Source organism: Mesorhizobium sp. CO1-1-11, assembly GCF_020164995.1.
Classification (GTDB): domain Bacteria; phylum Pseudomonadota; class Alphaproteobacteria; order Rhizobiales; family Rhizobiaceae; genus Mesorhizobium; species Mesorhizobium australicum.
In genome coordinates, this window is sequence record NZ_JAIUHE010000016.1 from 128,329 (window position 1) to 151,692 (window position 23,364).

The window sequence follows — 23,364 nt, forward strand, 5'->3', positions numbered from 1 at the left end:
GGTCGAACAGCGCCCATTCGGGAAGTGCCCCGCGAGCCGATGCCCACCGCAACGGGGCCTCACTTCATGATACCAGAACAAACCTTGCCGGAGCAGCGCTATGCCGCTTTCCGGCACAGAGCCTTCCTCAGCTACTGGACGGCGCGCTTTCTCACCACTTTCGCGACCATGATCGTTTCGGTGGCCGTCGCCTGGCAGGTCTATGATCTGACGCGCGATCCGTTCGATCTTGGCATTGTCGGCATCGTCCAGTTCCTGCCGTCGCTGCTTCTGGTGCTGGTTACAGGTGTCGTCGCCGACCGTTTCGGCCGCCGGCTGATCATGACCTTGGCGACCTTGGTCGAAGGCGCCTGCGCGCTGGCTCTGCTGTTTCTGACCCTGCGCGGCCTTACAACCCCGCTGCCGATCTTCGCCGTGCTGGTCATGTTCGGCATTGCCCGCGCCTTCTACGGGCCGGCTTCGTCCTCCCTGTTCGCCAATCTCGTGCCGCAGCGCGATTTCGCCAATGCCATCGCCTGGAACTCCTCCGCCTGGCAGACCGCGACGATTGTCGGCCCGGTCGCCGGCGGCTTGCTCTATGGCGTGTCGGCGGAAGTGGCCTATGCGACGGCCGCAGTCCTGATGCTCGCCGCCGCGTTGCTGATCTTCACCATTCCCAAGCCCGCGCAACAGACCGCCACCGACAAGCCGACAATGGAGACGCTGTTTGCCGGCTTCCGCTACATCTGGAGCGAGAAGATCGTGCTTGGCGCCATCTCGCTCGACCTCTTCGCCGTGCTTCTGTCCGGCGCCTCGGCGCTGCTGCCGGTCTATGCGCGTGACATTCTGCAGCTTGGACCTTGGGGCCTCGGCTTGCTGCGCTCGGCACCGGGGATCGGCGCCATCTGCGTCGCCGTCTGGCTTGCGGGCCATCCGATCCGCGACCGTGCTGGCAAGATCATGCTGAGTTTCGTGGCGGCGTTCGGCGCCTGCACCGTGCTGTTCGGCCTGTCGACGCTCACCTGGCTCTCGATCGTAGCACTTGCCCTGCTCGGAGCCACCGACATGTTCAGTGTCTACATCAGGGAGACGCTGATCCAGCTGTGGACGCCCGACGAGGTGCGCGGCCGCGTCAACGCCGTCAATCAGGTCTTCGTCGGCGCCTCCAACGAGGTCGGCGAATTTCGCGCCGGCACCATGGCGGCGCTGATCGGCACGGTTCCGGCGGTGGTCATCGGCGGCATCGGCGCCGTCGCGGTTGCCGGCCTGTGGGCCTATCTGTTCCCGGCGCTGCGCAAGGTGAGGCACCTCAAAGGACGAAACTGACGGGGCAGCGAATCTATGCTAAGCCGCCGCCGAACCAACCAAAGGACGACACAAGTGAGTGAACCGACCGTGGCCGAAGCGACCGAAAATATCTACGCGTCGCTGCGGGCGGACAATGCCGACATCGATGCCCATATCGCGACGCTCAAGGCAGCGCTGGCGCGAGAGGGGATAAAACAGGCGGTGTTCGATCCTGCCAGATTGGCGCAGAGCAACCGCTCGGGCCGCAAGTTGATGCAGGCTTATTTTCGGCAGCGCGGCGTGAGCGTGACGTTTTCGGACTAGTTTTTAGGCTCCGAAAGCCGGTCGTCAGAAGCCGGCGGGTCGGAGCACCGGCCAGGCTCTAACGCGCCACAGGCTCGCCAAAAATCGCGCGCAAAAACTCGTCGAGCCAGCGCTTCAAATGCATGTCCCAGATCAGCCGGCCGCCGAGATGGTCGCGGCCGGGCTGCGCACCGGGCAGCTCGAAGCGATGGGCGCCGCGCACCACCCAGCGCTGCATCATCACTCGGGTCAGTTCGCCGTGGAACTGGATGCCCCAGGCATTATCGCCATAGCGGAAGGCCTGGTTGGGATAGGTCTCGTTCGTGGCCAGCAGCGTCGCGTCGCTCGGCAGCGAAAAGCCTTCACGATGGAACTGGTAGACCATCTCTGGCCAGTGCATCAGTTTCTTGCCGGCCTCGGTCGCTTTCAGGGGATACCAGCCGATCTCGACCAGCCCTTCGCCATGGCCCTCGACCTTGCCGCCGAGATGATTGGCCAGCATCTGCGCCCCAAGACAGATGCCGAGCAGTGGCCGGTTCTCCCTGAGTGGAATCTGCAGCCAGTTGGTCTCGCGACGGACGAACTCGTCCTCGTCATTGGCGCTCATCGGACCGCCGAAGACGACTGTGCCGGCGTGGCCATCCAGCGTTTCCGGCAAGGCGTCGCCGAGCGGCGGGCGGCGGATGTCGAGATCGAAGCCCTCTTCGAGCAGCATGTGGCCGACGCGCCCGGGGCTCGAATTCTCCTGATGCAGCACGATCAGGACTTTTGGTTTCGACCTCGTCTGGCGCGGCATGGACGGCGAAAATCCTATTCGTCCGAGGATGTTCCAGTGGCGCCCGGAGCGTGCGCCGCCGCCTTGCGGCGCGCCTCGACGCGGTCGTGGCGTTCGACGCCGATCAGCTCGGCGACACGCCACACCGTGTTGTCCTCCAGCTCATGCAGCTCGCCATCGGCATAAACGATCTCCCACATCAGGCCGATGAACGCCTTGCGCCCCTCCGCGTCGAGGTGGCGCTTGAGCACGCTGGTGAAGGCGTAGAGGTCGATTGCCTCGTTGTCGGCCCGCTCGCCGGCGGCGGCGAGTGCTTCGAGTTCGGCGCCGCTGATCGAATAGCTTTGCGCCAGCACCGCCTTGAACCGCTCCCATTCGACATCCTGGCGCACGCCGTCGGCATTCATCACGTGATAGAGCAGCGCCGAGGCCGCGACGCGCGGATCGTCCGTGCTGGCATGGCTGCCGGAGCCGGCCGGCAAATCCCTGAGAAACGACAGAACGCGCTCGAACATCAATTCATTCCCAAACGGCCCAACGGCCTGCCCAAAATCAAAACAGCCGGAACCGGCGGGGCGACTTTTCCGCCTCGTCGTCCGGATCGACGCCTGGATCGTCCGGCAGCCGCGCCAGTTCTTCCGCCGGCTCGACGGCCTCGGCGTCGGCGGGCACCGCGGCAAAGGCGGCGGCCGTGACCGGGGTGACATGATCCTCGCGGCTTTCGGCGTCTTTGCCCGTCGCCTCGTCGCCCGGTGCGGCGTGATCGATCACCTCGACCGGCCTTTCCGGCCTGCCCGGCGCCTCGATGGCCACTGCCGGGGCGCCCGGCTCATCGTGGCTGTCGATCAGCTGGCCAAGCCGCTCCATCGGCGCGCGCCATTCGAAGGCGTCGAGCCGGCCGGTGACTGGCGAGACCGGCGCCCAGCGCTCGGAGACGACGCCGTCGGCGACCCAGGCCGGATCGCGCGGGGCTCGCACCGCCTTGGACAGCAGCTGCCGCACCTTGCCCTGGTCGCCGGTCTCGGCCTCCTCAATGTCGGCGAGCAGCAGATAGGCGCCCTCGCGTCGGTCCATGCGGATCGCGGCCTCCGCCTCGCGGCGGGCGGTTGAAAAATCCTGCGCGTCGAGCGCGGCACGCGCCACCGTCATCGACGATTCGGCGTGGTTCTTCTTCATCTCCTGCAGCTTCTTTGCCCGGTTGAGCCGATCGAGCACGGCGTCACCCGGTCTTGCATGGGTGTAGAGCTCGGCAATCTCGGGATGCGGCTCGGCCTTCCATGCCGCTTCGAGGATCCTCGAGCCCTTGCGCACGTCGTTCTGCCTGAACAGCGCCGCGGCGGCGGCAACGGCGGCGGGGGCAAAATCCGGCTGCAATCTGTTGGCCTCGATCGCCGCTGTCCTGGCAGCCGCGGGATCGCTGTCCGCAAGCGACTGCGCCTTGGCGGTCAACAGCACCGCGCGGCGGCGGTTGGCGGCGTCACGCTCGATCTGCCGCGTCGACTTCTGCGCGTCGACCAGTTTCAGCGCGCCATCCCAGTCGCCGCGCGCGGTCAGTTCCTCCAGCGTCGATTCGGCCGCCCAGGCCAGTTGCGGCGCCACTGCGGCGGCACGGCCGGCATAGTGCCGGGCGGCGTTGCGGTCACCCAGTCGTTCGGCTTCCAGGTAAAGCCCACGCAGGCCAAGCAGCCGCATTTCGGGATCGTCGAGCATGCTCTCGAATTTTTGGCGCGCGCCTTCATGGTCGCCTTCGAGCAGCGATGCCTGTGCCTCGAGCAGATGGATCAGCGGCTCCTGGTCGGAGCGGATCAGCTTGGCCGCTTCCTTGGTCTTCTTGCGGGCCAGCGCCCCGTCGCCGGCGCCGGCGGCGATCATGCCGGTCGACAGCGCCTGATAGCCACGGTCGCGGCGGCGCACGCGAAAATAGCGGGAGATGGTGTAGGGACTGTTCCACAGCGACTTGATGAGCCACCAGACAATCATCACCGCGGCGACGACAGCGACGACGGCAACCGCCGCCACCATGAGGCTCACCTGGTACTGATAGCCGTTGAAGGTGACGACCATGTCGCCCGGCCGATCGGCCAGCCAGGCAAAGCCCAGCCCGAGCGCGAAGACGACGATGAGGAAGGCGAGCAGGCGGATCATCGTGTTGCCCTCATGCCTTCATCGCGCCGGAGATCAGCGCGTCGACCTGGGTTTCGGCCTCGATGCGCGCCTTCAGTTTGCCGGCAAAGTCGGCGCCCGCGGCCTTCGCGGCTTCCGGCAGCGTGTCATATTCGCTGAGTGCCTTGGCATAGTCGCCCTGCGTGACCGCAACCTCCATGCGCGCCACGGTTTCCGGTGCGCCGGGGCCTTCGACGGCACCGATCGGCCGGACCTTGACCAGCGATTCAGCGCTCGACATCAGGGTCTGAAGGAAGCCGGCATTCTGATCGACCGGGGTCGCGGCGGCGACCATGGCATTGGCGGCGGCGTCCATCTGCGAGGCGATCTCGGTATGGGTCGGCACGCCCTTTTCGGCATAGGGCCGCAAGGTCGCGAGTTCAGGTGCATTAGGCGAAATCGCGGCCAGCGTATCGAGTTCGGCTGAAAACGGCGCGCCGCGGTCGAGCGCCGCCTTCAGCGCCGAGGCCGCGATGGCGAGTGCGATCTTTGGCTGCGACGCCTGCGCATCGACCTTGCCGGAAAGCTGCGACACCGACTGCTCCAACGCGGAGAGACGGCCTTCCTGTGCCTTCGCCGCCTCGCCCGTCGACTTCACCAGCGCATCGAGACCCGCCAGCTTTTCGTTGAGCGGGCCGAGATCGACAGGCGCCGCGCTGCCGGCCTTGCCGAGGGCCGCCACCGAGGTTTCGATCTGCTTGACTTTGTCGCCCAGCGCGGCAAGCCCGGCATTGTCGCCCGCGCCACCCTGTTCGACCGCTGATTTCAGCGCCGCGACATCGCTCTTGACCTGATCCAGCGCCGACGACAGGCCGTCGACCTTGGCCGATGCACCGCCGCTGCCGCCGGCTTCCCTCATATCCGCGATTTCGCTTTTCAACGAGGCGATCTCGCCATTGACGCCGTCGAGCGAGACACCGGGAGCGGCACCCGGCGCACCGAGCAGGCCGGTAAATTGCAGGCTACCGGCGCCGACCAGGGCGATGACACCACCGATGATGCCGGCGGCGATGCCGTTGAGGCCGCCCCGCTTCGGCTGCGTGACCATCGGTTCGCTCCCTGCGTCGGTTTTACCGAAAGCCGCCTTGGTCTCGGCGGTTTTGGCGGTTGCATCCTCGAAATTGTAGTCGGAAGCCTTGGCGCGGTTGGGGGGTGTATCCGAACCGGGATAAGGCATTTCCGGCTCAGTGGATTTGGCCTCGGCTTGCGGTGGCGCGTCGGTGCCAGGCTGCCCGGCGGCTGCATCGCCATGCTCCCAAGGTTCGAGATCCGCCTGATCGGCATGTACCGGCTCGTCCGGCTGCTCTGGCCGCGAGGCGTTCGCCGCTTCCTCGGCCTTCGCCTCGTCGGTCTGGGCGGTATTCTTGGCGGCATCCTCGTCGACGATGCGTGAGACGGCGCCCGGATCGAGATCGATGGTCACCGGCTCGCGGCGGCCTTTCGAGTGTCGCATCTTCGGCGTCTTGACCATGCAGGGGCTCCGCAAATTCGCTTCGTCTCAACGCCTGGCGGCGCGTGATGGTTCAGAAAGGGTCTAGCACATCACCAAGCGGTGAAAAGGGGCGGTGTGATGACGCGGGTCAGGGCCGTGCCCGCAAAAGTGCCAGCAGCGCCTCCTCGTCGGGCCGCGCGGCAACGTGCATTGCTTTGCCGGTGCTGTCGCGGAAAGCGGCGGCAATGCGCGCGGAAAGAGCGAAAAAACGGGTCTTTTCAAAGGCCTGCCGCAGGGCAGGTCGCCTGGCCAGTATCTGCATTTCGGCAGCGGCCATGGCCGAATAGAGCAGCACCGCATCGACGGATTGGCCTGATATCAGAGGAAGGATCGCTTCGTCCGAATAGCTCACCGCAAGCGTGTCATAAGTCTCGACGGCATGGACCTGGGCGTGAGCTGCTTCCAGCTTCTGCTCGAAGGCGGGAAACCGCACGCGCCCGCAGAGATAGACGATTGTTTTGCCGGAAAACGCGATTGCCATGCCGTCGGCCAGCGCCTCGGCATCGCCGGGCCCCTCATTGACCGAGAGAAAGCCGGCTTTGCGCGCGGCCTCCGCGGTCCTCCTGCCGACAGCATGACAAGGCAGATTGGACAGCACCGCAATCAGATCTCTGGGGGCGTGGCGCACCGCATTAGCGCTGGTGATGGCGACGACTGCCACGTCGTCCGAAACCGCCTTGGCATCGACCGGCAACGCCTTCGTCTCCGTCAACGGCAGGAGAAGAGGCTCAAAACCCATCTCCTCCAGCTTTCGCGCGGTGCGCGACGCACCCGGCTCCGGTCTGGTGACCAGCACGCGGAGCATCTTCAGAGCCAGCCGTGGAAGAACTTTTCGCCGGCCTTGGCACGCACCGTCCGCGCCGCTTCATTACCGATGCGGGCGGCGTCCTGTGCCAGCCCTTGTAGCTCGACCGCGTGCGACTGCGTGCCGTCGGGCGAGATGATCAGCCCGGCGAAAGAGAGCTTTCCGGCCTTGATCGCGGCATAGCCGGCGATAGGCGTGCGGCAGGAGCCATCGAGCGCCGCCAGGAAAGCGCGCTCGCAGGCGAGTGCCTGCCCTGTCGCCACATCGTGGATCGCCACCAGCATCTTCTCGACATCGCGGTCGCCGATCCGTGTCTCGATGCCGATCGCACCCTGGCCTGGTGCCGGCGGGAAGCTGTCCAGCGGCATCAAATCGGTGGCAACATCTTCCAGGCCCAGCCGCTTCAGGCCGGCATAGGCAAGGATGGTGCCGCTCGCGACTTCTTCGTCCAGCTTGCGCAGCCGCGTCTGCACATTGCCGCGGAACATCACCACGTCGAGGTCCGGCCGCATGCGGCGGATCAACGCCTGCCGCCGCAGCGACGAGGAGCCGACTTTCGCCCCTTTGGGCAGTTCCGCGATCGTTCTTGCCGCCCTGCCGACAAAGGCATCGCGCGCATCCTCGCGCGGCAGGAAGGCGGAGAGTTCCAGGCCGGGCGGCAATTGCGTCGGCATGTCCTTTGACGAGTGCACGGCGATGTCGATCGCGCCGGCGAGCAGGGCTTCCTCGATTTCCTTGGTGAACAGGCCTTTGCCGCCAGCCTCCGACAGCGGCCGGTCCTGGATGCGGTCGCCGCTGGTCGAGATGACGACGACCTCGAACGCCTCCGCCGGCATGCCGTGCGCGGCCATCAGCCGCGCCTGTGTTTCATGCGCCTGCGCCAATGCCAGCGGGCTGCCGCGTGTTCCGATTTTCAAGATTGTTTGCATGGCGCGCGGTCCGTGATAACCCCCGGCTGGCTTTGCGTTTCCGGGCACTCTCCTAACGAGGAACGCCCTGACATACAATCTCTGGAGAGAGCGACGAATTGATCCGCGTTCTGGGCATTGAGACGAGTTGCGATGAGACCGCCGCCAGCGTCGTGGCGCTGGAGGGCGATGCCGCGCCGAAAATCCTGTCCAACATCGTGCTCTCCCAGATCGAGGAACATGCCGCCTTCGGCGGCGTCGTGCCGGAGATCGCCGCGCGCGCCCACGTCGAGGCACTGGACGGCATTATCGAGACCGCACTCGCCGATGCGGGCATGGCACTGGCCGAGCTCGATGCGATCGCCGCGACCGCCGGACCAGGCCTCGTCGGCGGACTGATCGTCGGGTTGATGACGGCCAAGGCGATCGCCGCGGCGGCCGGCAAGCCGCTGATCGCCGTCAATCACCTCGAAGGCCACGCCTTGACGGCGCGGCTGACCGACGGGCTCGAATTCCCTTATCTCTTGCTGCTGGTCTCCGGCGGCCATACGCAGATTTTGGCCGTGCGCGGCGTTGGCGACTACCAGCGCTGGGCCACCACCATCGATGACGCGCTCGGCGAAGCCTTCGACAAGACCGCCAAAATGCTCGGCCTGCCCTATCCCGGCGGTCCCAATGTCGAGAAGGCAGCGCTGTCGGGCAATGCCTCGCGTTTTGCCTTCCCGCGGCCGATGAAAGGCTCGGCGCAGCCCGATTTCTCCTTCTCCGGCCTGAAGACCGCGGTGCGCCAGGCGGCGACCGCGATCGAGCCCTTGAGCGACCAGGATGTCGCCGACATCTGCGCCTCGTTCCAGGCGGCCGTCGCCGATGTGCTCGCCGACCGTGTTTCTCGCGCGCTGGAACGCTTTCGCGAAACATTCCCTGGCACGAAAAACCCGGCGCTGGTCGTCGCCGGCGGCGTCGCCGCCAACCGCACGGTCAAGACAACGCTGGAGCGGCTTTGCACCGACGCCGGTTTCAGCTTCGTCGCGCCACCCCTGAAGCTTTGCACCGACAACGCGGCGATGATCGCCTGGGCCGGTATCGAACGTCTGCGAGAAGGCATGGCGCAGGAGAACGGCTTCGATTTCGTGCCGCGCTCGCGCTGGCCGCTGGACAGCGTCTCGGCGCCAATGGTCGGCTCCGGCCGTCGCGGAGCCAAGGCATGACCGATCGAGCCACGAACAGCGAGGGTCCGGGCAAAAGCGGCTGGCATGTCGCCGTGCTCGGCGGCGGCGCCTGGGGCACGGCGCTGGCGCTGGCCATGCTGCGCGCCGGCCATACGGTGCGGCTGTTCGCGCGTGATCCTGAAACCGTGGCCGCGATCGGCCGGGGCGAGAACCCACGCTATCTCCCGGGCATCGCCATCGCGCCCGGCATCGAGGCGACGAGCGACATGGAGGCAGCCCTCACTGGGGCCGATTGCGTGCTGACGGTGACGCCGGCTCAGGCGTTGCGGGCCACGCTGGCCGCCGCCAGGAATCATATGCCGGCCGGCATTCCGCTTGTGCTTTGCGCCAAGGGCATCGAGCGCGACACCGGCGCCTTGCTGTCGGCAATCGCTGCCGAAGTCTTGCCGCCAAACCCGGTCGCAGCCCTGTCGGGGCCGAGCTTTGCCAGCGATGTCGCCCGCGGCCTGCCGACGGCGGTGGTGGTGGCCGCCGGCGACGAGGCGCTTGCGGCCAACCTTGCCGCCCGTTTTTCGGCTGAAAACCTGCGCTGCTATTCGAGCGACGACTTGATCGGCGTCGAGATCGGCGGCGCCTTGAAGAACGTCTTCGCCATCGCCGCCGGCGCTGTCACCGGGGCCGGGCTCGGCGCCAGCGCACAGGCGGCCATGGTGACGCGCGGCTTCGTCGAACTGCGCCGCATCGGTGCCGCCTTCGGCGCCAGGCCCGAGACCCTGATGGGGCTTTCCGGCCTTGGCGACCTGCTGCTTACCTGCTCGTCGGCGCAGTCGCGCAATTTCGCCTATGGGCTGGCGCTCGGACAGGGCAAGGCACTTTCCGGATTGCCGCTGGCGGAGGGCGTGCCGACCGCGGCGATCGCCGCCCGCATCGCCGCCGAGCGCGAAATCGATGCGCCGATCATCGCCGCGGTCGCCGCCATACTGGATGGCACCATCACCATCGGGCAGGCCGTGACGGCGCTGATGACCCGGCCGCTGAAGACCGAAACCAACGATTGATCCCACACTCTGATCCAACCACCCAGGAGAAAGACCATGCTGTTTGCTCTGATCTGCAAGGACAAGCCCGGAGGCCTGCAGGTGCGCCTCGACACGCGGCCCGAGCATGTCGCCTTTCTCGAAGGGCTGAACGGCGACAAGAAATTGGCCTTTGCCGGTCCGTTCCTCGACGCCGACGGCAAGCCCAATGGCAGCCTCGTGGTGGTCGAGGCGCCTGATCTGGCCAGCGCGCAGGCTCTGTCGGCCGCCGACCCCTATGCCAAGGCCGGCCTGTTCGAAAGCGTCGAAATCCGCCAGTGGAACTGGACGTTCAACAAGCCGGCGGCTAGTTAATTCGCGGCGCCCGCGACTGGGCCGCAAGGAGGAGAGAAAATGAACTACTGGCTGTTCAAATCCGAACCCTCGGTTTTCTCCTTCGAGGCGTTGAAGGCCAAGGGCAAGGCCGGCACCCAATGGGACGGCGTGCGCAACTACGCCGCCCGCAACAACATGAAGGCCATGCAGGTCGGCGATCTCGGCTTCTTCTACCATTCCAACGAGGGGCTGAACGTGGTCGGCATTGCCGAGGTCTGCGCGCTGGCCCATCCCGACACCACGTCGGATGATCCGCGCTGGGAGTGTGTCGACATCCGCGCCGTCAGGGACATGCCGAACCCGCCGACGCTGGAAGAAGTCAAAGCCAATCCGAAACTGGCCGAGATGGCGCTGGTGCGGCTCGGACGGCTTTCCGTGCAGCCGGTGACCCCGGCCGAATGGAAGGAAGTCTGCCGCATGGGCGGCCTGACGCCTGCGCCGTGACGGCACTTACACCCGATAGCGCCAAGCAATTCATTCTCGACAACACGGCGCTGATGGCGCCGCCGCATGTGCCTGAGATTCGTCTCCACCTCGCCGACGAAGCGCATGATCTCTGGCAGAGGACAGAGGACGAACTGGTCGAGATCGGCCTGCCGCCGCCCTTCTGGGCGTTTGCCTGGGCGGGCGGCCAGGGCCTCGCCCGCCATGTCATCGACAATCCCGATATGGTCCGAGGCAAGCGCGTGCTCGACTTCGCCTCGGGCTCCGGACTCGTCGCCATCGCCGTCGCCAAGGCGGGCGCTGCCGAGGTAACCGCCGCCGACATCGACCCGTTCTGCGCCACCGCGATCCGCCTCAACAGCGAGGCCAACGGCGTCGGCATCGCGTTCCTCGGCACGGACTGTGTGGGCACCGATGCGGGCTGGGACGTGGTTCTGGCAGGCGACGTCTTCTACGACAAACCCTTCGCCGACCGGCTGATGCCGTGGTTTTCGACGCTCAAACGGCGTGGCGCCGACATTCTGGTCGGCGATCCCGGCCGGTCCTATCTGCCGCGATCGGGGCTGGAGCCGCTTGCCGTCTATCAGGTGCCGGTGACAAGGGCGCTCGAGGATGCCGAAGTCAAGCGCACCACGGTATGGCGACTGCTTGACGCAATCGCCGAACAGGCGTTTCCATAAAACCGAACAGGAGGGGGAACTCATGGATTTTTCAGCAGTGAATTGGCTGGCGGTGATCGCCGCCGCCGTCTTGGCCTGGCTGTTCGGCGCCGCCTGGTACATGGCGTTGAGCAAGCCCTGGCTGAAGGCCGCCAGGCTCGATCCGGCGACGATGAAGAAATCGCCGCTGCCCTTCGTCATCTCCTTCATCGCCGAACTGCTGATGGCCTACATCATGGCCCTGGTCGTCGGCGCGATGACGGGTGGTGAGCCGACCTGGCTGGCCGGACTGATCTTCGGTTTCGTGCTTTGGCTGGGTTTTGTCGCCACGACGCTGTCGGTCAACCATCGCTACGAGAATTTCGGCTGGGACCTGACTGTCATTGACGGCGGTCACTGGCTTGGCGTGCTGTTGATCATCGGCGCGGTGATCGGCTGGTTCGGCGCCGCTGCAAGCTGACGGTGCGTTGACGATGGCGGACGAGTCCGGATTTCCCCGCGACCTGGTGTTCACCAGGATCTGTCACGTCAAGCAGGGCTACGACGACCGGCGCCGGCACATCGTGCGCGAGTTCGACCGGCGCGGCGTGCCGGTCACCTTCTACACCGACTGGGACAGGGCGGATATCACCCCGGAAATCCGTGCTGAATTGGTCGCTCCCGATTTTGTCCACCCGGCGCAGGTCTCGCTGGCGCTGAAGCATGTCGGCATCTGGCGCGACTTCCTCGAAACCGACCTGCCCTATTGCCTGGTCTTCGAGGATGACGTCTTCCTCGCGCGCGACTTCGTCGCCAAATTCCGGCAAGGGCTGGCCGAACTCGGCAGCCCGATGCGCAAGGCCGTCATCTATCTCGGCAACGGCAGCAACTACTACACGCCGAGCTGGAAATTGCGCCGGGGTCAGAGGCTCTACCCGGCACTGCATGCCAGGTGCGCGGATTCCTATCTCATCACCCGTCCGGTCGCCGAAGCGCGCTGTGCCTGGATCGATCAACACAAGATCTACACCGTGATCGACCACCAGATCGAGCAGATGGACGAAAAGCTGGGCGTTGAGATGCTGTGGTTCGAGCGGCCGATCGTCGAGCAAGGCAGCGAAAACGGCGCGTTCCAGACTTCCGTCGCCGGAAAAATGCAGCCGCTGCTCTACAAGAAGCTGAAATGGAACGTGAAGAAATACCGACGCATGATCTTCGGCCACAACGCCCGGTCCTGAAGGTCTAAAGTTTGTCCGTCGTTCGCGTCCTGGAAACTTCCTCGAGGATCCATTCGCGGAAGGCGAGAATGCGGGGATCGTCGGCCATGGCCTGGGGATAAACTAGGAAATAGGCATATTCCGGCGCAACCCTGATGCTAAGTTCGAAGGGCCGCACCAGCCGGCCCTCGGACAGGTCGTTTGCCACCATGGCGAAATCGGCGAGCGCGACGGCATTGCCGTCGAGCGCTGCCTGCACCGCATCCGTCGATGTGCCGAAGACCACGGTGCGGCTGTCGTCGAAATCGTTGATGCCGGCCGCCGCCATCCACATGCGCCAGTTCGGCCATGTCACGCCCTGGCGAGCCCATTCGATATGGGCAAGCGTGTGGTTGAACAGGTCGCGCGGCTCGCGCAGGGGCGGCCCCGATGTCAGGAGGCCCGGACTGCACACTGGAATGATGATGTTGTCGAACAGGCGGTGTGCGCTGAGCCCCGGATATTTGCCGGCGCCGAAGCGGATGCCGACATCGACGTCGTCGAGATCGAAATCGCGCAAGCCATAGGCGATGTCAAACCTGAGTTCGATGCCCGGCCGCTGCTGGCGGAAATTCTCGACGCGCCGCATCAGCCATTTCGCCGCGAACTGCGCGTCCAGCGTCACCTTCAGGAATTCGGTGCCGCGCGCCATCTTGCGCGCCCGCATCACGGCGCGGCCAAGCAGGTCGAGCGTGTCGGTCGCCGCCTCGTAAAGCACCGTGCCCGCCTCCGTCAGCCGGATGGTGCGGCTGGTGCGGGTGAACAGCACGATGCCGAGCTGATCCTCGATTTCCTTGATCTGGTGGCTGACGGCGGCAGGCGTCAGGCCGAGCTCGTCGGCGGCGCGGGTGAAATTGAGGTGCCGGGCCGCCGCCTCCAGCGTCCTGAGCGCCCGCGTTCCCGGCAAGAGCGCTGCCATCAGCGTGCGGCCTGATCGAAGCGGTCCATGGAGCCTCAATCCTCAAATAGAACTTGATGATGAGACAAGAACTACTCGTTTCCCGTTTGTTTTTCAATACGGCATGATTGCAGCATCAAAGACACCATCAAACCGGATTTGATCTCCGGGGAATACGGATCACCTCATGTCTCACATCGCTCTTCGCCCTGCATACATCGCCCGGCCAGACTGGCTGTCGGCTGCCCGTACCTGGCTGCGGCAGGCCAAGGTCGCCGTCAACCTTCCTCACCAGAACGTCGAGGATCTCTCCGATCGCCAGTTGCGCGATATCGGGGCCGGCCGCAGGGACATCGCCCGGGCCGTGGACCGCGAGACAGGCCGGTTGGGCCTTCTCGACATCGGCTGGCAGCGAAATAGGAAGGGATAAGCGAGCATGGGAGTAGGATGATGCAGCTTGAGCGTGTCTGCTGCCGCTGAAGACTTCCCTATTCCCTATTCCCTATTCCCTATTCCCTATTCCCTATTCCCTATTCCCTATCCCCCCCTATCTCACCACCCTTACCACCGTCCGGTCCGACAGCAGCGGCAAGAGCCGCGCCATCGTGCGCGCGGTCACCGCCACGCAACCTTCCGTCGGCGTGAAGCCGGGACGCGCCAGATGGAAGAAGATGGCGCTGCCGCGCCCGCGCCGGCGCGGCGCGACGTTCCAGTCGAGCACCAGGCAGGCGTCATAGAGCCGGTCGTCGCGCCGCATGCGTTCGTGGCTGGCGCCGTAGGGAATCTTGACCGGCCTGTTATAGTTGCGGTCGTCAGGCACTTCGCACCAGCCGAGGTCCGGCCCGATCGGCGCCATCGCCAGCCGCGTTCTGCGCCCGGCGGCAAACTGATCTCCCCGGAAATAGCCCGTCAGTATGCGCATCGAAGCGAGCGGCGTGGCGCCGTCGCCTTCGCGCTTGCCGGCCGAGATGCCGCCACGCCCCAGCGCGCACGCAAACACTGTTTTGCCGGCCTGCAGCAGGCCCTGGCTTGGATGGCCGGGGCGAGCCCGCACGGTCAGCACGCGCAGCCCTTTTGCCAAAATTGCGCCGGCTGCATTGCGATCGCGTTTTTTCTTGTATGATCGTGCCACGGAACAAATCACTGTGATCGGCTATTGTGCCGGCCAGCTTCCGCATAAATACGCAGCGGTCAACTGAATTCACTTTTCAAAACAACGGATTGATCCATGACCTCACGTACCATCCTGATCGTCGATGACGATGACGACCTGCGCGGCACACTGGTCGAGCAACTGTCCCTCTACGAGGAATTCGATGTGCTGCAGGAAGCGACTGCGGCAAAAGGCGTCACCGCTGCGCGCGGCGGGCTCATCGACCTGCTCATCATGGATGTCGGTCTGCCCGACATGGACGGCCGGGAGGCGGTGAAGATCCTGCGCAAGGGCGGCTACAAGGCGCCCATCATCATGCTGACCGGCCACGATACCGATTCGGACACGATTCTGGGTCTCGAGGCCGGCGCCAACGACTATGTGACCAAACCGTTCCGCTTCGCGGTGCTGCTTGCCCGTATCCGGGCGCAACTGCGCCAGCATGAGCAGAGCGAGGACGCGACCTTCTCGGTCGGCCCCTACACCTTCAAGCCCAGCCAGAAACTGCTCATCGACCAGCGCGGCGGCAAGGTGCGGCTGACGGAAAAGGAAGCCTCGATCATCAAGTATCTCTATCGCGCCGACCAGAAGGTGGTGACCCGCGACGTGCTGCTGGAGGAAGTGTGGGGATACAATTCCGGCGTCACCACGCATACCCTGGAAACCCATGTCTACCGTCTGCGCCAGAAGATCGAGCGCGATCCTTCCAATGCTGAAATTCTTGTGACAGAAAGCGGCGGCTACAAGCTGGTTCCTTAAACATTTCACCATTCAAATGAGCGGTTCGGGCGGGGCCGCTTTCGGGTACGATCCTGTTGGAGGGGGATTCTGGGATCGTACCGCAGAGGAGGGATTGGACTGACCGTTCGGGGACACAGCTAGATGGCGCTGGATGACGACATCCGCATCCTGTCCGCCGTGAGGCTTTTCGAGGGCTTCACGCAGGAACAGTTGCGCCTGCTCGCCTTCGGTGCCGAGACCACTTTGGTGCAGGCCGACCACAAGCTTTATCGCGAGGACGACGTGGCCGACTCGGCCTATGTCGTGGTCAGCGGGCGCATCGTGCTCTATCGCGAGCAGGATGGCGAGCGCATCCCGATCGGCAAGGTCGGCCCAGGCACGATGCTTAGCGAGCTGGCGCTGATCGCCGATACCAACCGGCTGACCAGCGCCTCGGCCGAAATCGACTCGGAAGTGATAAGGCTGAGCCGCAAGATGTTCCGGCGCATCCTGGAGGAATACCCGGAATTGGCGGTGAAGCTGCATCGGCGCATCTCCGAGGAATTCCACGACATGATCCGCCGCATCGAGGAATTGGCGCCACGATTTTCGGGTTGACCTGGCATTTGACGCCGCAGGTGTCGAGATTCAGGTCAGGCCGAGGCGAAAACGGCGGACTCCGAGAAGCGTACTAAAGTACGTGAGCACAGTTCTACTGCGACGTAGTAGAACTGGGAAGCGCAGGAAGCCGCCGTTTGCAGGCCGGCTTCACCTGAATATCATAAACTTAATCCAGGGCGAACCGGGCAATCACTGGCACATGGTCCGACGGCCGGTCCCAGCCACGGGCGGCTCTAAGGATCTCATAGCCGGCAAAACTGGGCACCAGGTTTGGTGACGACCAGACATGGTCGAGCCGCCGGCCGCGATTGGACGCCTCCCAATCCTGCGCGCGATAACTCCACCAGGTATAGAGCTTCTGTTCCGGTGGCACGTTGTGCCGCATCAGGTCGACCCAGCCGCCGGCGCGCCGCATCGCCTCGAAGTTTTCGGTCTCGACCGGCGTGTGGCTGACCACGTTGAGCAATTGCTTGTGCGACCAGACATCATGCTCCAGCGGCGCGATATTGAGGTCCCCGACCAGCACCGACGCCGATACCTCGCCATGCTCGGCCCGGATGGCGTTCATCTCGGCGACGAAATCGAGCTTATGCCTGAACTTCCTGTTGATCTCGGGATCCGGCTCGTCGCCACCTGCGGGCACGTAGAAATTGTGCACCAGGATGGTCTTGCCGCCGGCCTGTACCGTCACCGACAGGTGGCGGCTGTCCTCGATATCGCAGAAGCGGCGCTTTTCGACCACCTCGATCGGCCGCCGCGCCACCGTCGCCACGCCGTGATAGCCCTTCTGGCCATGGAACGCGATGTAGGGATAGCCGACTTTGCGAAAGGCTTTTTCGGGAAAGAGCTCGTCCGGGACCTTGGTTTCCTGCAGGCAGAGCACATCGGGCGCGTACTCATCGAGCAGGCGTTCGACGATCGGCATGCGCAGGCGCACGGAGTTGATATTCCAGGTGGCGATCGAAAAGGGCATGCGGAGGGGTCCGGCAAGAGATCGCCATTCTACTGCCAGCCGCGCGCCGCAAAAACAAGCCAGCCCGCTCCGCTAACGGGCCTGGCTCTATCGGCGGGCCTACCGCGTCTTGGTGTTCAGCTCGCGATTGGCCGTATAGTCGATGGCAAAGGTATCGGGCGCGAAGCTGACGCCTTCCTTGGTGTTGAAGATCATCACCGTCGTGTCCTTGCCTTGCGCGTCGGTGATCGTCCACTGCCGCAAATCATAGGTTTTCGGGTCGAACATCATGGTGATCCGCGCATTGCCGAAAACCGACTTGTCGGAAAGCTGGATGGTGGTGAGGTCGTCTTCTTCCTTGACGCTCTTGACGCGGTTGCCGGAGAGGTCGATGCGATCGTCGAGCAGCAGTTTCAGCGGCGTCTTCGACAGCGGATAAAGGTCCGACGTGTTCAGTTTCTTGTTGAGTATGGCGACCGATCTGCCGTCGGAAATCACCCGGAAATTCGAGGACCCGTCATAGTTGAAGCGGATCTTGCCTGGCCGTTCCAGGAAGAATTTTCCGCCGGTCTGCTCGCCCTTGGGGCCGAACTGGACGAATTCGCCGCTCATCGATTTGACCGCCGAGAAATGGTCGGCGATCTTCTGTGCCGCCGCGGGCACGGCCGCCTGCGCCGAGGCCAGCAACTCGAATCCGGGCACCACGTTAAGGGCGGCGGCACCCGCGAAGACCAGGCCGAGGCCAAGCAACTGGCGGCGTGTCGGGGCAAAATTGCTGAGCGCTGAAAGATCGTTTTTCATATCGGTCACTCTCGTCCGGTTCCTGATTTGGTCGCTGTCGTGAACCCCCAGTTGGGCTGAAGTTTGGCGAGGCGATCGCTGCTCAGTCGGTGAACGCGCCAGAAGGTTCAAAGTTGCCGCGAACTCTGCGCTATCAGAACTTGTCGTCTTCTGTCGGCACCAGGATTTCGCGTTTTCCGGCATGGTTGGCCGGGCCGACAATGCCTTCCTTTTCCATCTTCTCGATAATCGAGGCGGCTCTGTTATAGCCGATGCCCAGACGCCGCTGGATGTAGCTGGTCGAGGCCTTGCCGTCGCGCAGCACCACCGAAACCGCCTGATCGTAAGGGTCGTCGGAATCCTCGAAATTGCCACCGCCGCCGCCGCCGCCCGAACCGCCCTTGCCGGACGACTCGTCGTCGTCCTCGCCGTCGTCCTCGGTGATGGCGTCGAGATATTCCGGCACGCCCTGCAGCTTCAGGTGCCCGACGATCTTCTCGACCTCGTCATCGGAGACGAACGGCCCGTGCACACGCTGGATGCGGCCGCCGCCGGCCATGTAGAGCATGTCGCCCATGCCGAGCAGCTGCTCGGCGCCCTGCTCGCCCAAAATGGTGCGGCTGTCGATCTTGGACGTCACCTGGAAGGAGATGCGGGTCGGGAAGTTGGCCTTGATGGTGCCGGTGATGACGTCGACCGAGGGACGTTGCGTGGCCATGATGACGTGGATGCCGGCGGCGCGCGCCATTTGCGCCAGGCGCTGCACCGCGCCTTCGATGTCCTTGCCGGCGACCATCATCAGGTCGGCCATTTCGTCGATGATGACGACGATATAGGGCATCGGCTCGAGATCGAGATCCTCGGTCTCGTAGATCGCCTCGCCTGTCTGGCGGTCGAAGCCGGTCTGCACAGTGCGCGAGATCTTTTCGCCCTTCTTCTCGGCCTGCTGCACGCGTGCGTTGAAGCCGTCGATGTTGCGCACGCCGACCTTGGACATCTTGCGGTAGCGGTCCTCCATCTCGCGCACGGTCCATTTCAGCGCCACCACCGCCTTCTTCGGGTCGGTGACCACGGGCGTCAGCAGATGTGGAATGCCGTCATAGACGGAGAGTTCGAGCATTTTCGGATCGATCATGATCAGCCGGCACTCCTGCGGGGTGAGACGGTAGAGCAGCGACAGGATCATGGTGTTGATGGCGACCGACTTGCCCGAACCGGTGGTGCCGGCGACCAGCACGTGCGGCATCTTGGCGATGTCGACGATGACGGCTTCGCCATTGATGGTCTTGCCCAGTGCCAGCGCCAGCTTGGCCTTGGTCGTCTCGAAGTCGCGGCTGGCCATGATCTCGCGGAGGTAAACCGTTTCGCGCTTGGCGTTGGGCAGTTCGATGCCGATGGCGTTGCGGCCCGGCACCACGGCGACGCGGCAGGCGATCGCGCTCATCGAACGGGCGATGTCGTCGGAAAGGCCGATGACGCGCGACGACTTGATGCCCGGTGCGGGTTCGAGTTCGTAAAGGGTGACGACCGGACCCGGGCGAACGGCAATGATCTCGCCCTTGACGCCGAAATCCTCCAGCACGCCTTCGAGCAGGCGCGCATTCTGTTCCAGCGCGTCCTTGGAAAGACTTGGGTCGCGCGCGACATTCTTCGGTTCGGACAGGAAATGCAGCGACGGCATTTCGAACGTGTCGGAGCCGATCAGCGAGGTTTGCGCCTCGCGCTGGACGCGGGCGCCCGGTACCGGTCGCGCCGCCGGCGCCTCCACCCGGGTGGCGGCATCGGAACGGAACTGCTGGACCTTGGCCGTGGGAGCACGCCGCTGCGCGACGGGCTCGTCATCGAAATCCATATCCGCGTCGTCGCGGCCGAAGACATCGTCGTCGTCCGGGTCGACGGAGACGCTGCGGTCGTTGACCATGGCGGCGAAGAATTCCGGTTCGACACGGGCGCGGCCGTCATGGCTCATGCGCTGCTCGGCGAACTCGGCCGACTCGACGCGTTCGGCGGCCCGGCGCCAGGCGCTGGCGCGCGGCTCCATCTCCGGTTCGAACTCGTCGCGCTCCTGCCTGCGGCGCACCGCGCGGCGATGCATCCACGCGCGGAAAGAAAGCCACCAATGGGTGATTGCGCCGAGCGCCAGTATGCCCTCGTCGCCCTCGTCCTCGTCATTGTCGAACAGAAGCTCGTCCTCGCGCGGGTCCGCGGCGGCCGGTTCTTCCATCACGGCGAAGCCGTTCTTGCGCCCGAGCAGCGCCGCGCCATGGGCGAACAGCCAGAGCGCGGGCGCAGCCAGCACTATGGCGAGCACGCTGGCCACCAGCCCGGTTGGATAGCCGCCGATTAGGACACCGGGGATCTTTAGCACCATGTCGCCGAAGACGCCGCCGAGGCCGGTGGGCAGCGGCCAGGTCTTGGGCGGAACGATGCAGCCGGCGATGGCGGCGGCGAGCAGCGCGAAACCGAACCAGCACAGCCCGCGCCTGGGCAGCCGGTCGACGCCGCGCGCCGAAAACAGGAGGTATCCCCAGATCACTGCCGGAACCAGCGCGGCGACCGCGGCAAGGCCGAAGAACTGCATGGCGAGGTCGGAGAACACCGCGCCGGCATAGCCCATGGCGTTGGTGACGATGTTGGCGGTGGCATGCGAGAAGCTTGGATCGGCGACGTTCCAGGTCGCGAGGCTGGCGACGGCGAAGGCCGTGAACGCGAACAGGCCGGTGCCGACCAGACGGCCGACCTGGCGCCGCGCGAATGCCTGGATGCCGTGCCCCGTATCGGTCAGCGCGAGCGGTGCTGAAGCCCCTGAACGCATGCTCTTCCCCGTCAGTGATTGCCTGGCCGCAGCGCATGACGCACTCCGGCAGATTCGGATGCCAGACTAGGCGTGGGAAGGTTAAGGGCGCATTAACTATAAGACCGTGGGGGCCGTCCTTTTGGCACCGACATCTACCAGTGACCGCACCATAAGAAAAATGGCGGGCGCCCTGGCCCGCCATCCATTCGTTGGGCTGGGCAGCGTGCTACTTGCTGGCGCCGCCGAGCATCTTCACATTGGCGCAGAACTCGGCGTGCGGCTTGCTCATCGCAGCGTCCTGGCATTCCTTCATCATGGCGTCCTGCTTCTCCTTCGGCATGGCCATGAAAGCCGCCTTGAATTCCTCCATCGGCTTCATGGTCTTCATGCTGGAATCGGTGAAGAACGGCGCCATGTTGTCCGGCTCGTCCAGTGCGCCGGCAAATGCAAAGCCGCTGACCATGGAAAGTGCGAGTGCCCCGAGGCAGATATTCTTGAGGTTCATGAGAAAATTCCTTCCCTGTTTCAAAATCACGAGCGTCAGAACGACGATCGCCTCCTGAGTTCGGCGACAGAGCGGTCGATGTTTCCTCGAAAAGCTTCTTCACGCGAACGTGATTGCGCGGACTCGGACGAAGCGAGAACGAATTTGCAAAAAAAGAGGCCCGGAGCGATCCGGGCCTCAAGGCGTGACCTCCTTGCGGGAGCATCACGACGGGATGCTTTCAAAGCAATTCCAGCAGAAGGGCTTCGCGGTTTTCCCTCCGGAATTGCGCGGCAAACATGGGGCCGGCGGGAGGAGGGTTCCGCCGGCCCGTTGGCAAGGATGCCTTACGGCACCACTTCGCCATGCTGGGAGATGTCGAGGCCTTCGACTTCTTCCTGGGTCGTCGGACGCAGGCCGACCAGCGCCTTGACGACGTAGAGGATGACGAAGGTGGCAACCGCCGTCCAGACAATGGTGACGGCGACACCGTAGATCTGCTTGCCGAGAGAAGCGCCCGACGAGAGGCTGTTGATCGCCGGGTCAGCAAGCACGCCGGTCAGCAGGGCGCCGACCACGCCGCCGACGCCATGCACGCCGAAGGCATCGAGCGAGTCGTCATAGCCGAACATGTGCTTCACCTTGACCGCCGAGAGGTAGCAGACGACGCCGGCGACGATGCCGACGATGAAGGCGCCGGTCGGGTTGACGAAACCGGAAGCCGGCGTCACCGCGACGAGGCCCGCGACGGCGCCCGAGATGATGCCGAGCACGGAAGGCTTCTTGGCGATGATCCATTCGGCGAACATCCAGGCCAGTGCCGCGGCGGCGGTGGCAACCTGGGTGTTGAGCATGGCGGCACCGGCAAGGCCGTCGGCCGCCAGTTCCGAACCGGCGTTGAAGCCGAACCAGCCGACCCACAGCAGCGATGCGCCGATGACCGAATAGACGAGGTTGTGCGGCGCCATGTTGGTGGTGCCATAGCCTTCGCGCTTGCCGAGAACCAGTGCACAGACGAGGCCCGCGACACCGGCATTGATGTGAACGACCGTGCCGCCGGCGAAGTCGAGCACGCCAGCCGTACCGAGGAAGCCGCCACCCCAGACCCAATGCGCGATCGGCACATAGACGATCAGCAGCCACAGTGCCATGAAGATCAGCAGTGCCGAGAACTTGAAGCGTTCGGCGAAGGCGCCGGCAATCAGCGCCGGCGTGATGATAGCGAACGTCATCTGAAACATCGAGAAGACGAATTCAGGGATGTTGGCCACACCCGGCAGCCACAGGCTGGCGGTGGTGATGCCGTGGTGGAAGAATTTCGAGGTGCCGCCGAGATAGGCATTCATGCCGCCGCCGTCGGAAAAGGCCAGCGAATAGCCGAACATGAACCATAGCACCGTCACCAGGCAGGTGATGGCGAAACTCTGCATGACGGTGGCGAGCACGTTCTTCTTGCGCACCATGCCGCCGTAGAACAGCGCTAGGCCCGGGATGGTCATCATCAGCACCAGCGCCGTGGAGGTCAGCATCCAGGCGGTGTTGCCGGTATCGAGCACCGGGGTGGGCGCGGCGGCAGGTGCCGCGGCAGCGGCAGCGGGTGCGGCTTCCTGCGCGAAGGCGGCGACGCTGCCCAGCGCTGCGAGAGCGAGCGTGCCCAGAAGGGCCGCCCGTCCCGTCGTCTTCAAGGTGGAAGGAATATTCATTGAACTCTCCATTGGAATACGTGTTCGCCGCTCAGAGCGCGTCGCTGTCTGTTTCGCCGGTGCGGATGCGCACCGCCTGGTCGATGCCGAAAACGAAGATCTTGCCGTCGCCGATCTGGCCGGTCTTGGCAGCGGCTGTGATGGCTTCGACGGCCTTGTCGACCATGTCGGCCGCGACCGCGACCTCGATCTTGATCTTCGGCAGGAAAGAGACCGCGTATTCCGCCCCCCGATAGATTTCCGTATGCCCCTTCTGACGCCCGTAGCCTTTGACTTCGGTGACGGTCAGGCCCTGGATGCCGACGGCGGTAAGCGCTTCGCGTACCTCGTCCAGCTTGAACGGCTTGATGATTGCCATCACGATTTTCATAGGTTCACCCTTTGCTGTTGCGGTGCCCCGCGTTTGCACGACTTCACCGATCCCAAAGAGCCGGAGAGTGCCCCCAAGGATTCAAGCTCCGTGCCAAGTGCCGAAGCAGGGCGTTAACCTATTGGAAACAAAGGGAATGGAGCGCCCGCCGCCAATTGCTGTATGCATGTGCGGCATGCCGCATGCTTAAAATTTAAGCAATTTTGTGAAATTGCCTAATTTGCCGGCTTTGAGCATGATCAGGAAAAATGGAAT

At 64.4% G+C, this 23,364-nt stretch carries 26 protein-coding genes; 12 read left to right on the forward strand and 14 right to left on the reverse strand.

The annotated features are described in order from the left end of the window. Positions 1-66 precede the first annotated feature (66 nt). Positions 67-1,305, forward strand: a complete 1,239-nt coding sequence (locus LB554_RS19960) for an MFS transporter (RefSeq protein ID WP_224586422.1) — start codon at positions 67-69, stop codon at positions 1,303-1,305. 15 nt (positions 1,306-1,320) lie between these two features. Further along, the gene (locus LB554_RS19965) at positions 1,321-1,590 is read left to right on the forward strand and encodes a hypothetical protein (RefSeq protein ID WP_224586424.1); all 270 of its coding nucleotides are present in this window, start codon (positions 1,321-1,323) and stop codon (positions 1,588-1,590) included. A 58-nt stretch (positions 1,591-1,648) separates the two neighbouring features. Here LB554_RS19965 and LB554_RS19970 read toward each other — a convergent pair whose 3' ends face one another. The 6 genes from LB554_RS19970 to hemC all read right to left on the reverse strand — a co-directional run bounded on the left by LB554_RS19970 (position 1,649) and on the right by hemC (position 7,733). Then, positions 1,649-2,365 carry a glutamine amidotransferase gene (locus LB554_RS19970; RefSeq protein ID WP_140719786.1) on the reverse strand — a complete coding sequence of 239 codons (717 nt, stop codon included), beginning with the start codon at positions 2,363-2,365 and terminating at the stop codon, positions 1,649-1,651. Between the two features lie 14 nt (positions 2,366-2,379). Then, positions 2,380-2,859, reverse strand: a complete 480-nt coding sequence (locus tag LB554_RS19975; protein WP_015315071.1) for a TerB family tellurite resistance protein — start codon at positions 2,857-2,859, stop codon at positions 2,380-2,382. Positions 2,860-2,896: 37 nt separating this feature from the next. Beyond that, the gene (locus LB554_RS19980; protein ID WP_224586425.1) at positions 2,897-4,489 is read right to left on the reverse strand and encodes a heme biosynthesis protein HemY; all 1,593 of its coding nucleotides are present in this window, start codon (positions 4,487-4,489) and stop codon (positions 2,897-2,899) included. A 10-nt stretch (positions 4,490-4,499) separates the two neighbouring features. Next, positions 4,500-5,978, reverse strand: coding sequence for a COG4223 family protein (locus LB554_RS19985; RefSeq protein WP_224586427.1), 1,479 nt, complete (start codon positions 5,976-5,978; stop codon positions 4,500-4,502). A gap of 109 nt (positions 5,979-6,087) precedes the next feature. Then, entirely contained in the window at positions 6,088-6,804 is a 717-nt protein-coding gene (locus LB554_RS19990) for a uroporphyrinogen-III synthase (RefSeq protein WP_224586429.1), read from the reverse strand. A 2-nt stretch (positions 6,805-6,806) separates the two neighbouring features. Continuing rightward, positions 6,807-7,733 carry a hydroxymethylbilane synthase gene (gene hemC / locus LB554_RS19995; RefSeq protein ID WP_224586432.1) on the reverse strand — a complete coding sequence of 309 codons (927 nt, stop codon included), beginning with the start codon at positions 7,731-7,733 and terminating at the stop codon, positions 6,807-6,809. 101 nt (positions 7,734-7,834) lie between these two features. Between hemC and tsaD the strand changes: the two genes are divergently transcribed. Genes tsaD through LB554_RS20030 form a run of 7 tightly spaced genes read left to right on the forward strand, consistent with a single transcriptional unit; the run spans position 7,835 to position 12,613 of the window. Beyond that, positions 7,835-8,920 carry a tRNA (adenosine(37)-N6)-threonylcarbamoyltransferase complex transferase subunit TsaD gene (gene tsaD, locus LB554_RS20000; protein ID WP_224586459.1) on the forward strand — a complete coding sequence of 362 codons (1,086 nt, stop codon included), beginning with the start codon at positions 7,835-7,837 and terminating at the stop codon, positions 8,918-8,920. After that, complete coding sequence (locus tag LB554_RS20005; RefSeq protein WP_224586434.1) at positions 8,917-9,939, forward strand: NAD(P)H-dependent glycerol-3-phosphate dehydrogenase; 1,023 nt, start codon at positions 8,917-8,919, stop codon at positions 9,937-9,939. The genes tsaD and LB554_RS20005 overlap by 4 nt, the downstream gene beginning before the upstream one ends. A gap of 36 nt (positions 9,940-9,975) precedes the next feature. Then, positions 9,976-10,272 (forward strand): YciI-like protein, encoded by a 297-nt coding sequence (locus LB554_RS20010; protein ID WP_140719774.1) that lies wholly within the window; start codon positions 9,976-9,978, stop codon positions 10,270-10,272. Positions 10,273-10,311: 39 nt separating this feature from the next. Further along, positions 10,312-10,737 carry an EVE domain-containing protein gene (locus LB554_RS20015; protein ID WP_140822785.1) on the forward strand — a complete coding sequence of 142 codons (426 nt, stop codon included), beginning with the start codon at positions 10,312-10,314 and terminating at the stop codon, positions 10,735-10,737. Further along, the gene (locus tag LB554_RS20020) at positions 10,692-11,417 is read left to right on the forward strand and encodes a class I SAM-dependent methyltransferase (protein ID WP_224586436.1); all 726 of its coding nucleotides are present in this window, start codon (positions 10,692-10,694) and stop codon (positions 11,415-11,417) included. The genes LB554_RS20015 and LB554_RS20020 overlap by 46 nt, the downstream gene beginning before the upstream one ends. 22 nt (positions 11,418-11,439) lie before the next feature. Next, a complete protein-coding gene (locus LB554_RS20025; RefSeq protein WP_224586438.1) occupies positions 11,440-11,856 on the forward strand; it encodes a DUF1761 domain-containing protein in 417 nt (138 codons plus the stop codon). 13 nt (positions 11,857-11,869) lie between these two features. After that, complete coding sequence (locus tag LB554_RS20030; RefSeq protein ID WP_140822791.1) at positions 11,870-12,613, forward strand: glycosyltransferase family 25 protein; 744 nt, start codon at positions 11,870-11,872, stop codon at positions 12,611-12,613. A 4-nt stretch (positions 12,614-12,617) separates the two neighbouring features. Here the strand turns inward: LB554_RS20030 and gcvA are convergent, their stop codons facing one another. Continuing rightward, positions 12,618-13,550 carry a transcriptional regulator GcvA gene (gcvA, locus tag LB554_RS20035; RefSeq protein ID WP_224586440.1) on the reverse strand — a complete coding sequence of 311 codons (933 nt, stop codon included), beginning with the start codon at positions 13,548-13,550 and terminating at the stop codon, positions 12,618-12,620. 166 nt (positions 13,551-13,716) lie between these two features. Between gcvA and LB554_RS20040 the strand changes: the two genes are divergently transcribed. Further along, complete coding sequence (locus LB554_RS20040) at positions 13,717-13,959, forward strand: hypothetical protein (protein WP_224586441.1); 243 nt, start codon at positions 13,717-13,719, stop codon at positions 13,957-13,959. A gap of 117 nt (positions 13,960-14,076) precedes the next feature. On the opposite strand, the gene LB554_RS20045 is transcribed toward LB554_RS20040, so the two are convergent. Continuing rightward, the gene (locus LB554_RS20045; protein ID WP_224586461.1) at positions 14,077-14,613 is read right to left on the reverse strand and encodes a L,D-transpeptidase; all 537 of its coding nucleotides are present in this window, start codon (positions 14,611-14,613) and stop codon (positions 14,077-14,079) included. A gap of 144 nt (positions 14,614-14,757) precedes the next feature. Between LB554_RS20045 and LB554_RS20050 the strand changes: the two genes are divergently transcribed. Further along, positions 14,758-15,441, forward strand: a complete 684-nt coding sequence (locus LB554_RS20050) for a response regulator transcription factor (RefSeq protein WP_015315056.1) — start codon at positions 14,758-14,760, stop codon at positions 15,439-15,441. A 123-nt stretch (positions 15,442-15,564) separates the two neighbouring features. Beyond that, positions 15,565-16,020 carry a Crp/Fnr family transcriptional regulator gene (locus LB554_RS20055; RefSeq protein WP_224586443.1) on the forward strand — a complete coding sequence of 152 codons (456 nt, stop codon included), beginning with the start codon at positions 15,565-15,567 and terminating at the stop codon, positions 16,018-16,020. 169 nt (positions 16,021-16,189) lie between these two features. On the opposite strand, the gene LB554_RS20060 is transcribed toward LB554_RS20055, so the two are convergent. From LB554_RS20060 to LB554_RS20085, 6 genes are all read right to left on the reverse strand, one after another. Beyond that, positions 16,190-16,996, reverse strand: a complete 807-nt coding sequence (locus tag LB554_RS20060) for an exodeoxyribonuclease III (RefSeq protein ID WP_015315054.1) — start codon at positions 16,994-16,996, stop codon at positions 16,190-16,192. Positions 16,997-17,095: 99 nt separating this feature from the next. Then, positions 17,096-17,776 carry an outer-membrane lipoprotein carrier protein LolA gene (locus LB554_RS20065; protein WP_015315053.1) on the reverse strand — a complete coding sequence of 227 codons (681 nt, stop codon included), beginning with the start codon at positions 17,774-17,776 and terminating at the stop codon, positions 17,096-17,098. Positions 17,777-17,909: 133 nt separating this feature from the next. After that, positions 17,910-20,570: a DNA translocase FtsK gene (locus LB554_RS20070; RefSeq protein WP_224586445.1), complete on the reverse strand. Its 2,661-nt coding sequence runs from the start codon at positions 20,568-20,570 to the stop codon at positions 17,910-17,912. Between the two features lie 208 nt (positions 20,571-20,778). Continuing rightward, positions 20,779-21,057 carry a hypothetical protein gene (locus tag LB554_RS20075; protein ID WP_015315051.1) on the reverse strand — a complete coding sequence of 93 codons (279 nt, stop codon included), beginning with the start codon at positions 21,055-21,057 and terminating at the stop codon, positions 20,779-20,781. 326 nt (positions 21,058-21,383) lie between these two features. Next, a complete protein-coding gene (locus tag LB554_RS20080; protein WP_015315050.1) occupies positions 21,384-22,739 on the reverse strand; it encodes an ammonium transporter in 1,356 nt (451 codons plus the stop codon). Positions 22,740-22,770: 31 nt separating this feature from the next. Further along, complete coding sequence (locus LB554_RS20085; protein WP_015315049.1) at positions 22,771-23,109, reverse strand: P-II family nitrogen regulator; 339 nt, start codon at positions 23,107-23,109, stop codon at positions 22,771-22,773. Positions 23,110-23,364: the final 255 nt, after the last annotated feature.

Excerpts from the sequence above, each read along its gene's own strand:
- LB554_RS19960 (WP_224586422.1), top strand. The coding sequence starts at position 67 with ATGATACCAGAACAAACCTTGCCGGAGCAGCGCTATGCCGCTTTCCGG.
- LB554_RS19965 (WP_224586424.1), top strand. The coding sequence starts at position 1,321 with ATGCTAAGCCGCCGCCGAACCAACCAAAGGACGACACAAGTGAGTGAA.
- LB554_RS19970 (WP_140719786.1), bottom strand. The coding sequence starts at position 2,365 with ATGCCGCGCCAGACGAGGTCGAAACCAAAAGTCCTGATCGTGCTGCAT.
- LB554_RS19975 (WP_015315071.1), bottom strand. The coding sequence starts at position 2,859 with ATGTTCGAGCGCGTTCTGTCGTTTCTCAGGGATTTGCCGGCCGGCTCC.
- LB554_RS19980 (WP_224586425.1), bottom strand. The coding sequence starts at position 4,489 with ATGATCCGCCTGCTCGCCTTCCTCATCGTCGTCTTCGCGCTCGGGCTG.
- LB554_RS19985 (WP_224586427.1), bottom strand. The coding sequence starts at position 5,978 with ATGGTCAAGACGCCGAAGATGCGACACTCGAAAGGCCGCCGCGAGCCG.
- LB554_RS19990 (WP_224586429.1), bottom strand. The coding sequence starts at position 6,804 with ATGCTCCGCGTGCTGGTCACCAGACCGGAGCCGGGTGCGTCGCGCACC.
- hemC (WP_224586432.1), bottom strand. The coding sequence starts at position 7,733 with ATGCAAACAATCTTGAAAATCGGAACACGCGGCAGCCCGCTGGCATTG.
- LB554_RS20005 (WP_224586434.1), top strand. The coding sequence starts at position 8,917 with ATGACCGATCGAGCCACGAACAGCGAGGGTCCGGGCAAAAGCGGCTGG.
- LB554_RS20010 (WP_140719774.1), top strand. The coding sequence starts at position 9,976 with ATGCTGTTTGCTCTGATCTGCAAGGACAAGCCCGGAGGCCTGCAGGTG.
- LB554_RS20015 (WP_140822785.1), top strand. The coding sequence starts at position 10,312 with ATGAACTACTGGCTGTTCAAATCCGAACCCTCGGTTTTCTCCTTCGAG.
- LB554_RS20020 (WP_224586436.1), top strand. The coding sequence starts at position 10,692 with ATGGAAGGAAGTCTGCCGCATGGGCGGCCTGACGCCTGCGCCGTGACG.
- LB554_RS20025 (WP_224586438.1), top strand. The coding sequence starts at position 11,440 with ATGGATTTTTCAGCAGTGAATTGGCTGGCGGTGATCGCCGCCGCCGTC.
- LB554_RS20030 (WP_140822791.1), top strand. The coding sequence starts at position 11,870 with ATGGCGGACGAGTCCGGATTTCCCCGCGACCTGGTGTTCACCAGGATC.
- gcvA (WP_224586440.1), bottom strand. The coding sequence starts at position 13,550 with ATGGCAGCGCTCTTGCCGGGAACGCGGGCGCTCAGGACGCTGGAGGCG.
- LB554_RS20040 (WP_224586441.1), top strand. The coding sequence starts at position 13,717 with ATGTCTCACATCGCTCTTCGCCCTGCATACATCGCCCGGCCAGACTGG.
- LB554_RS20050 (WP_015315056.1), top strand. The coding sequence starts at position 14,758 with ATGACCTCACGTACCATCCTGATCGTCGATGACGATGACGACCTGCGC.
- LB554_RS20055 (WP_224586443.1), top strand. The coding sequence starts at position 15,565 with ATGGCGCTGGATGACGACATCCGCATCCTGTCCGCCGTGAGGCTTTTC.
- LB554_RS20060 (WP_015315054.1), bottom strand. The coding sequence starts at position 16,996 with ATGCCCTTTTCGATCGCCACCTGGAATATCAACTCCGTGCGCCTGCGC.
- LB554_RS20065 (WP_015315053.1), bottom strand. The coding sequence starts at position 17,776 with ATGAAAAACGATCTTTCAGCGCTCAGCAATTTTGCCCCGACACGCCGC.
- LB554_RS20070 (WP_224586445.1), bottom strand. The coding sequence starts at position 20,570 with ATGCGTTCAGGGGCTTCAGCACCGCTCGCGCTGACCGATACGGGGCAC.
- LB554_RS20075 (WP_015315051.1), bottom strand. The coding sequence starts at position 21,057 with ATGAACCTCAAGAATATCTGCCTCGGGGCACTCGCACTTTCCATGGTC.
- LB554_RS20080 (WP_015315050.1), bottom strand. The coding sequence starts at position 22,739 with ATGAATATTCCTTCCACCTTGAAGACGACGGGACGGGCGGCCCTTCTG.
- LB554_RS20085 (WP_015315049.1), bottom strand. The coding sequence starts at position 23,109 with ATGAAAATCGTGATGGCAATCATCAAGCCGTTCAAGCTGGACGAGGTA.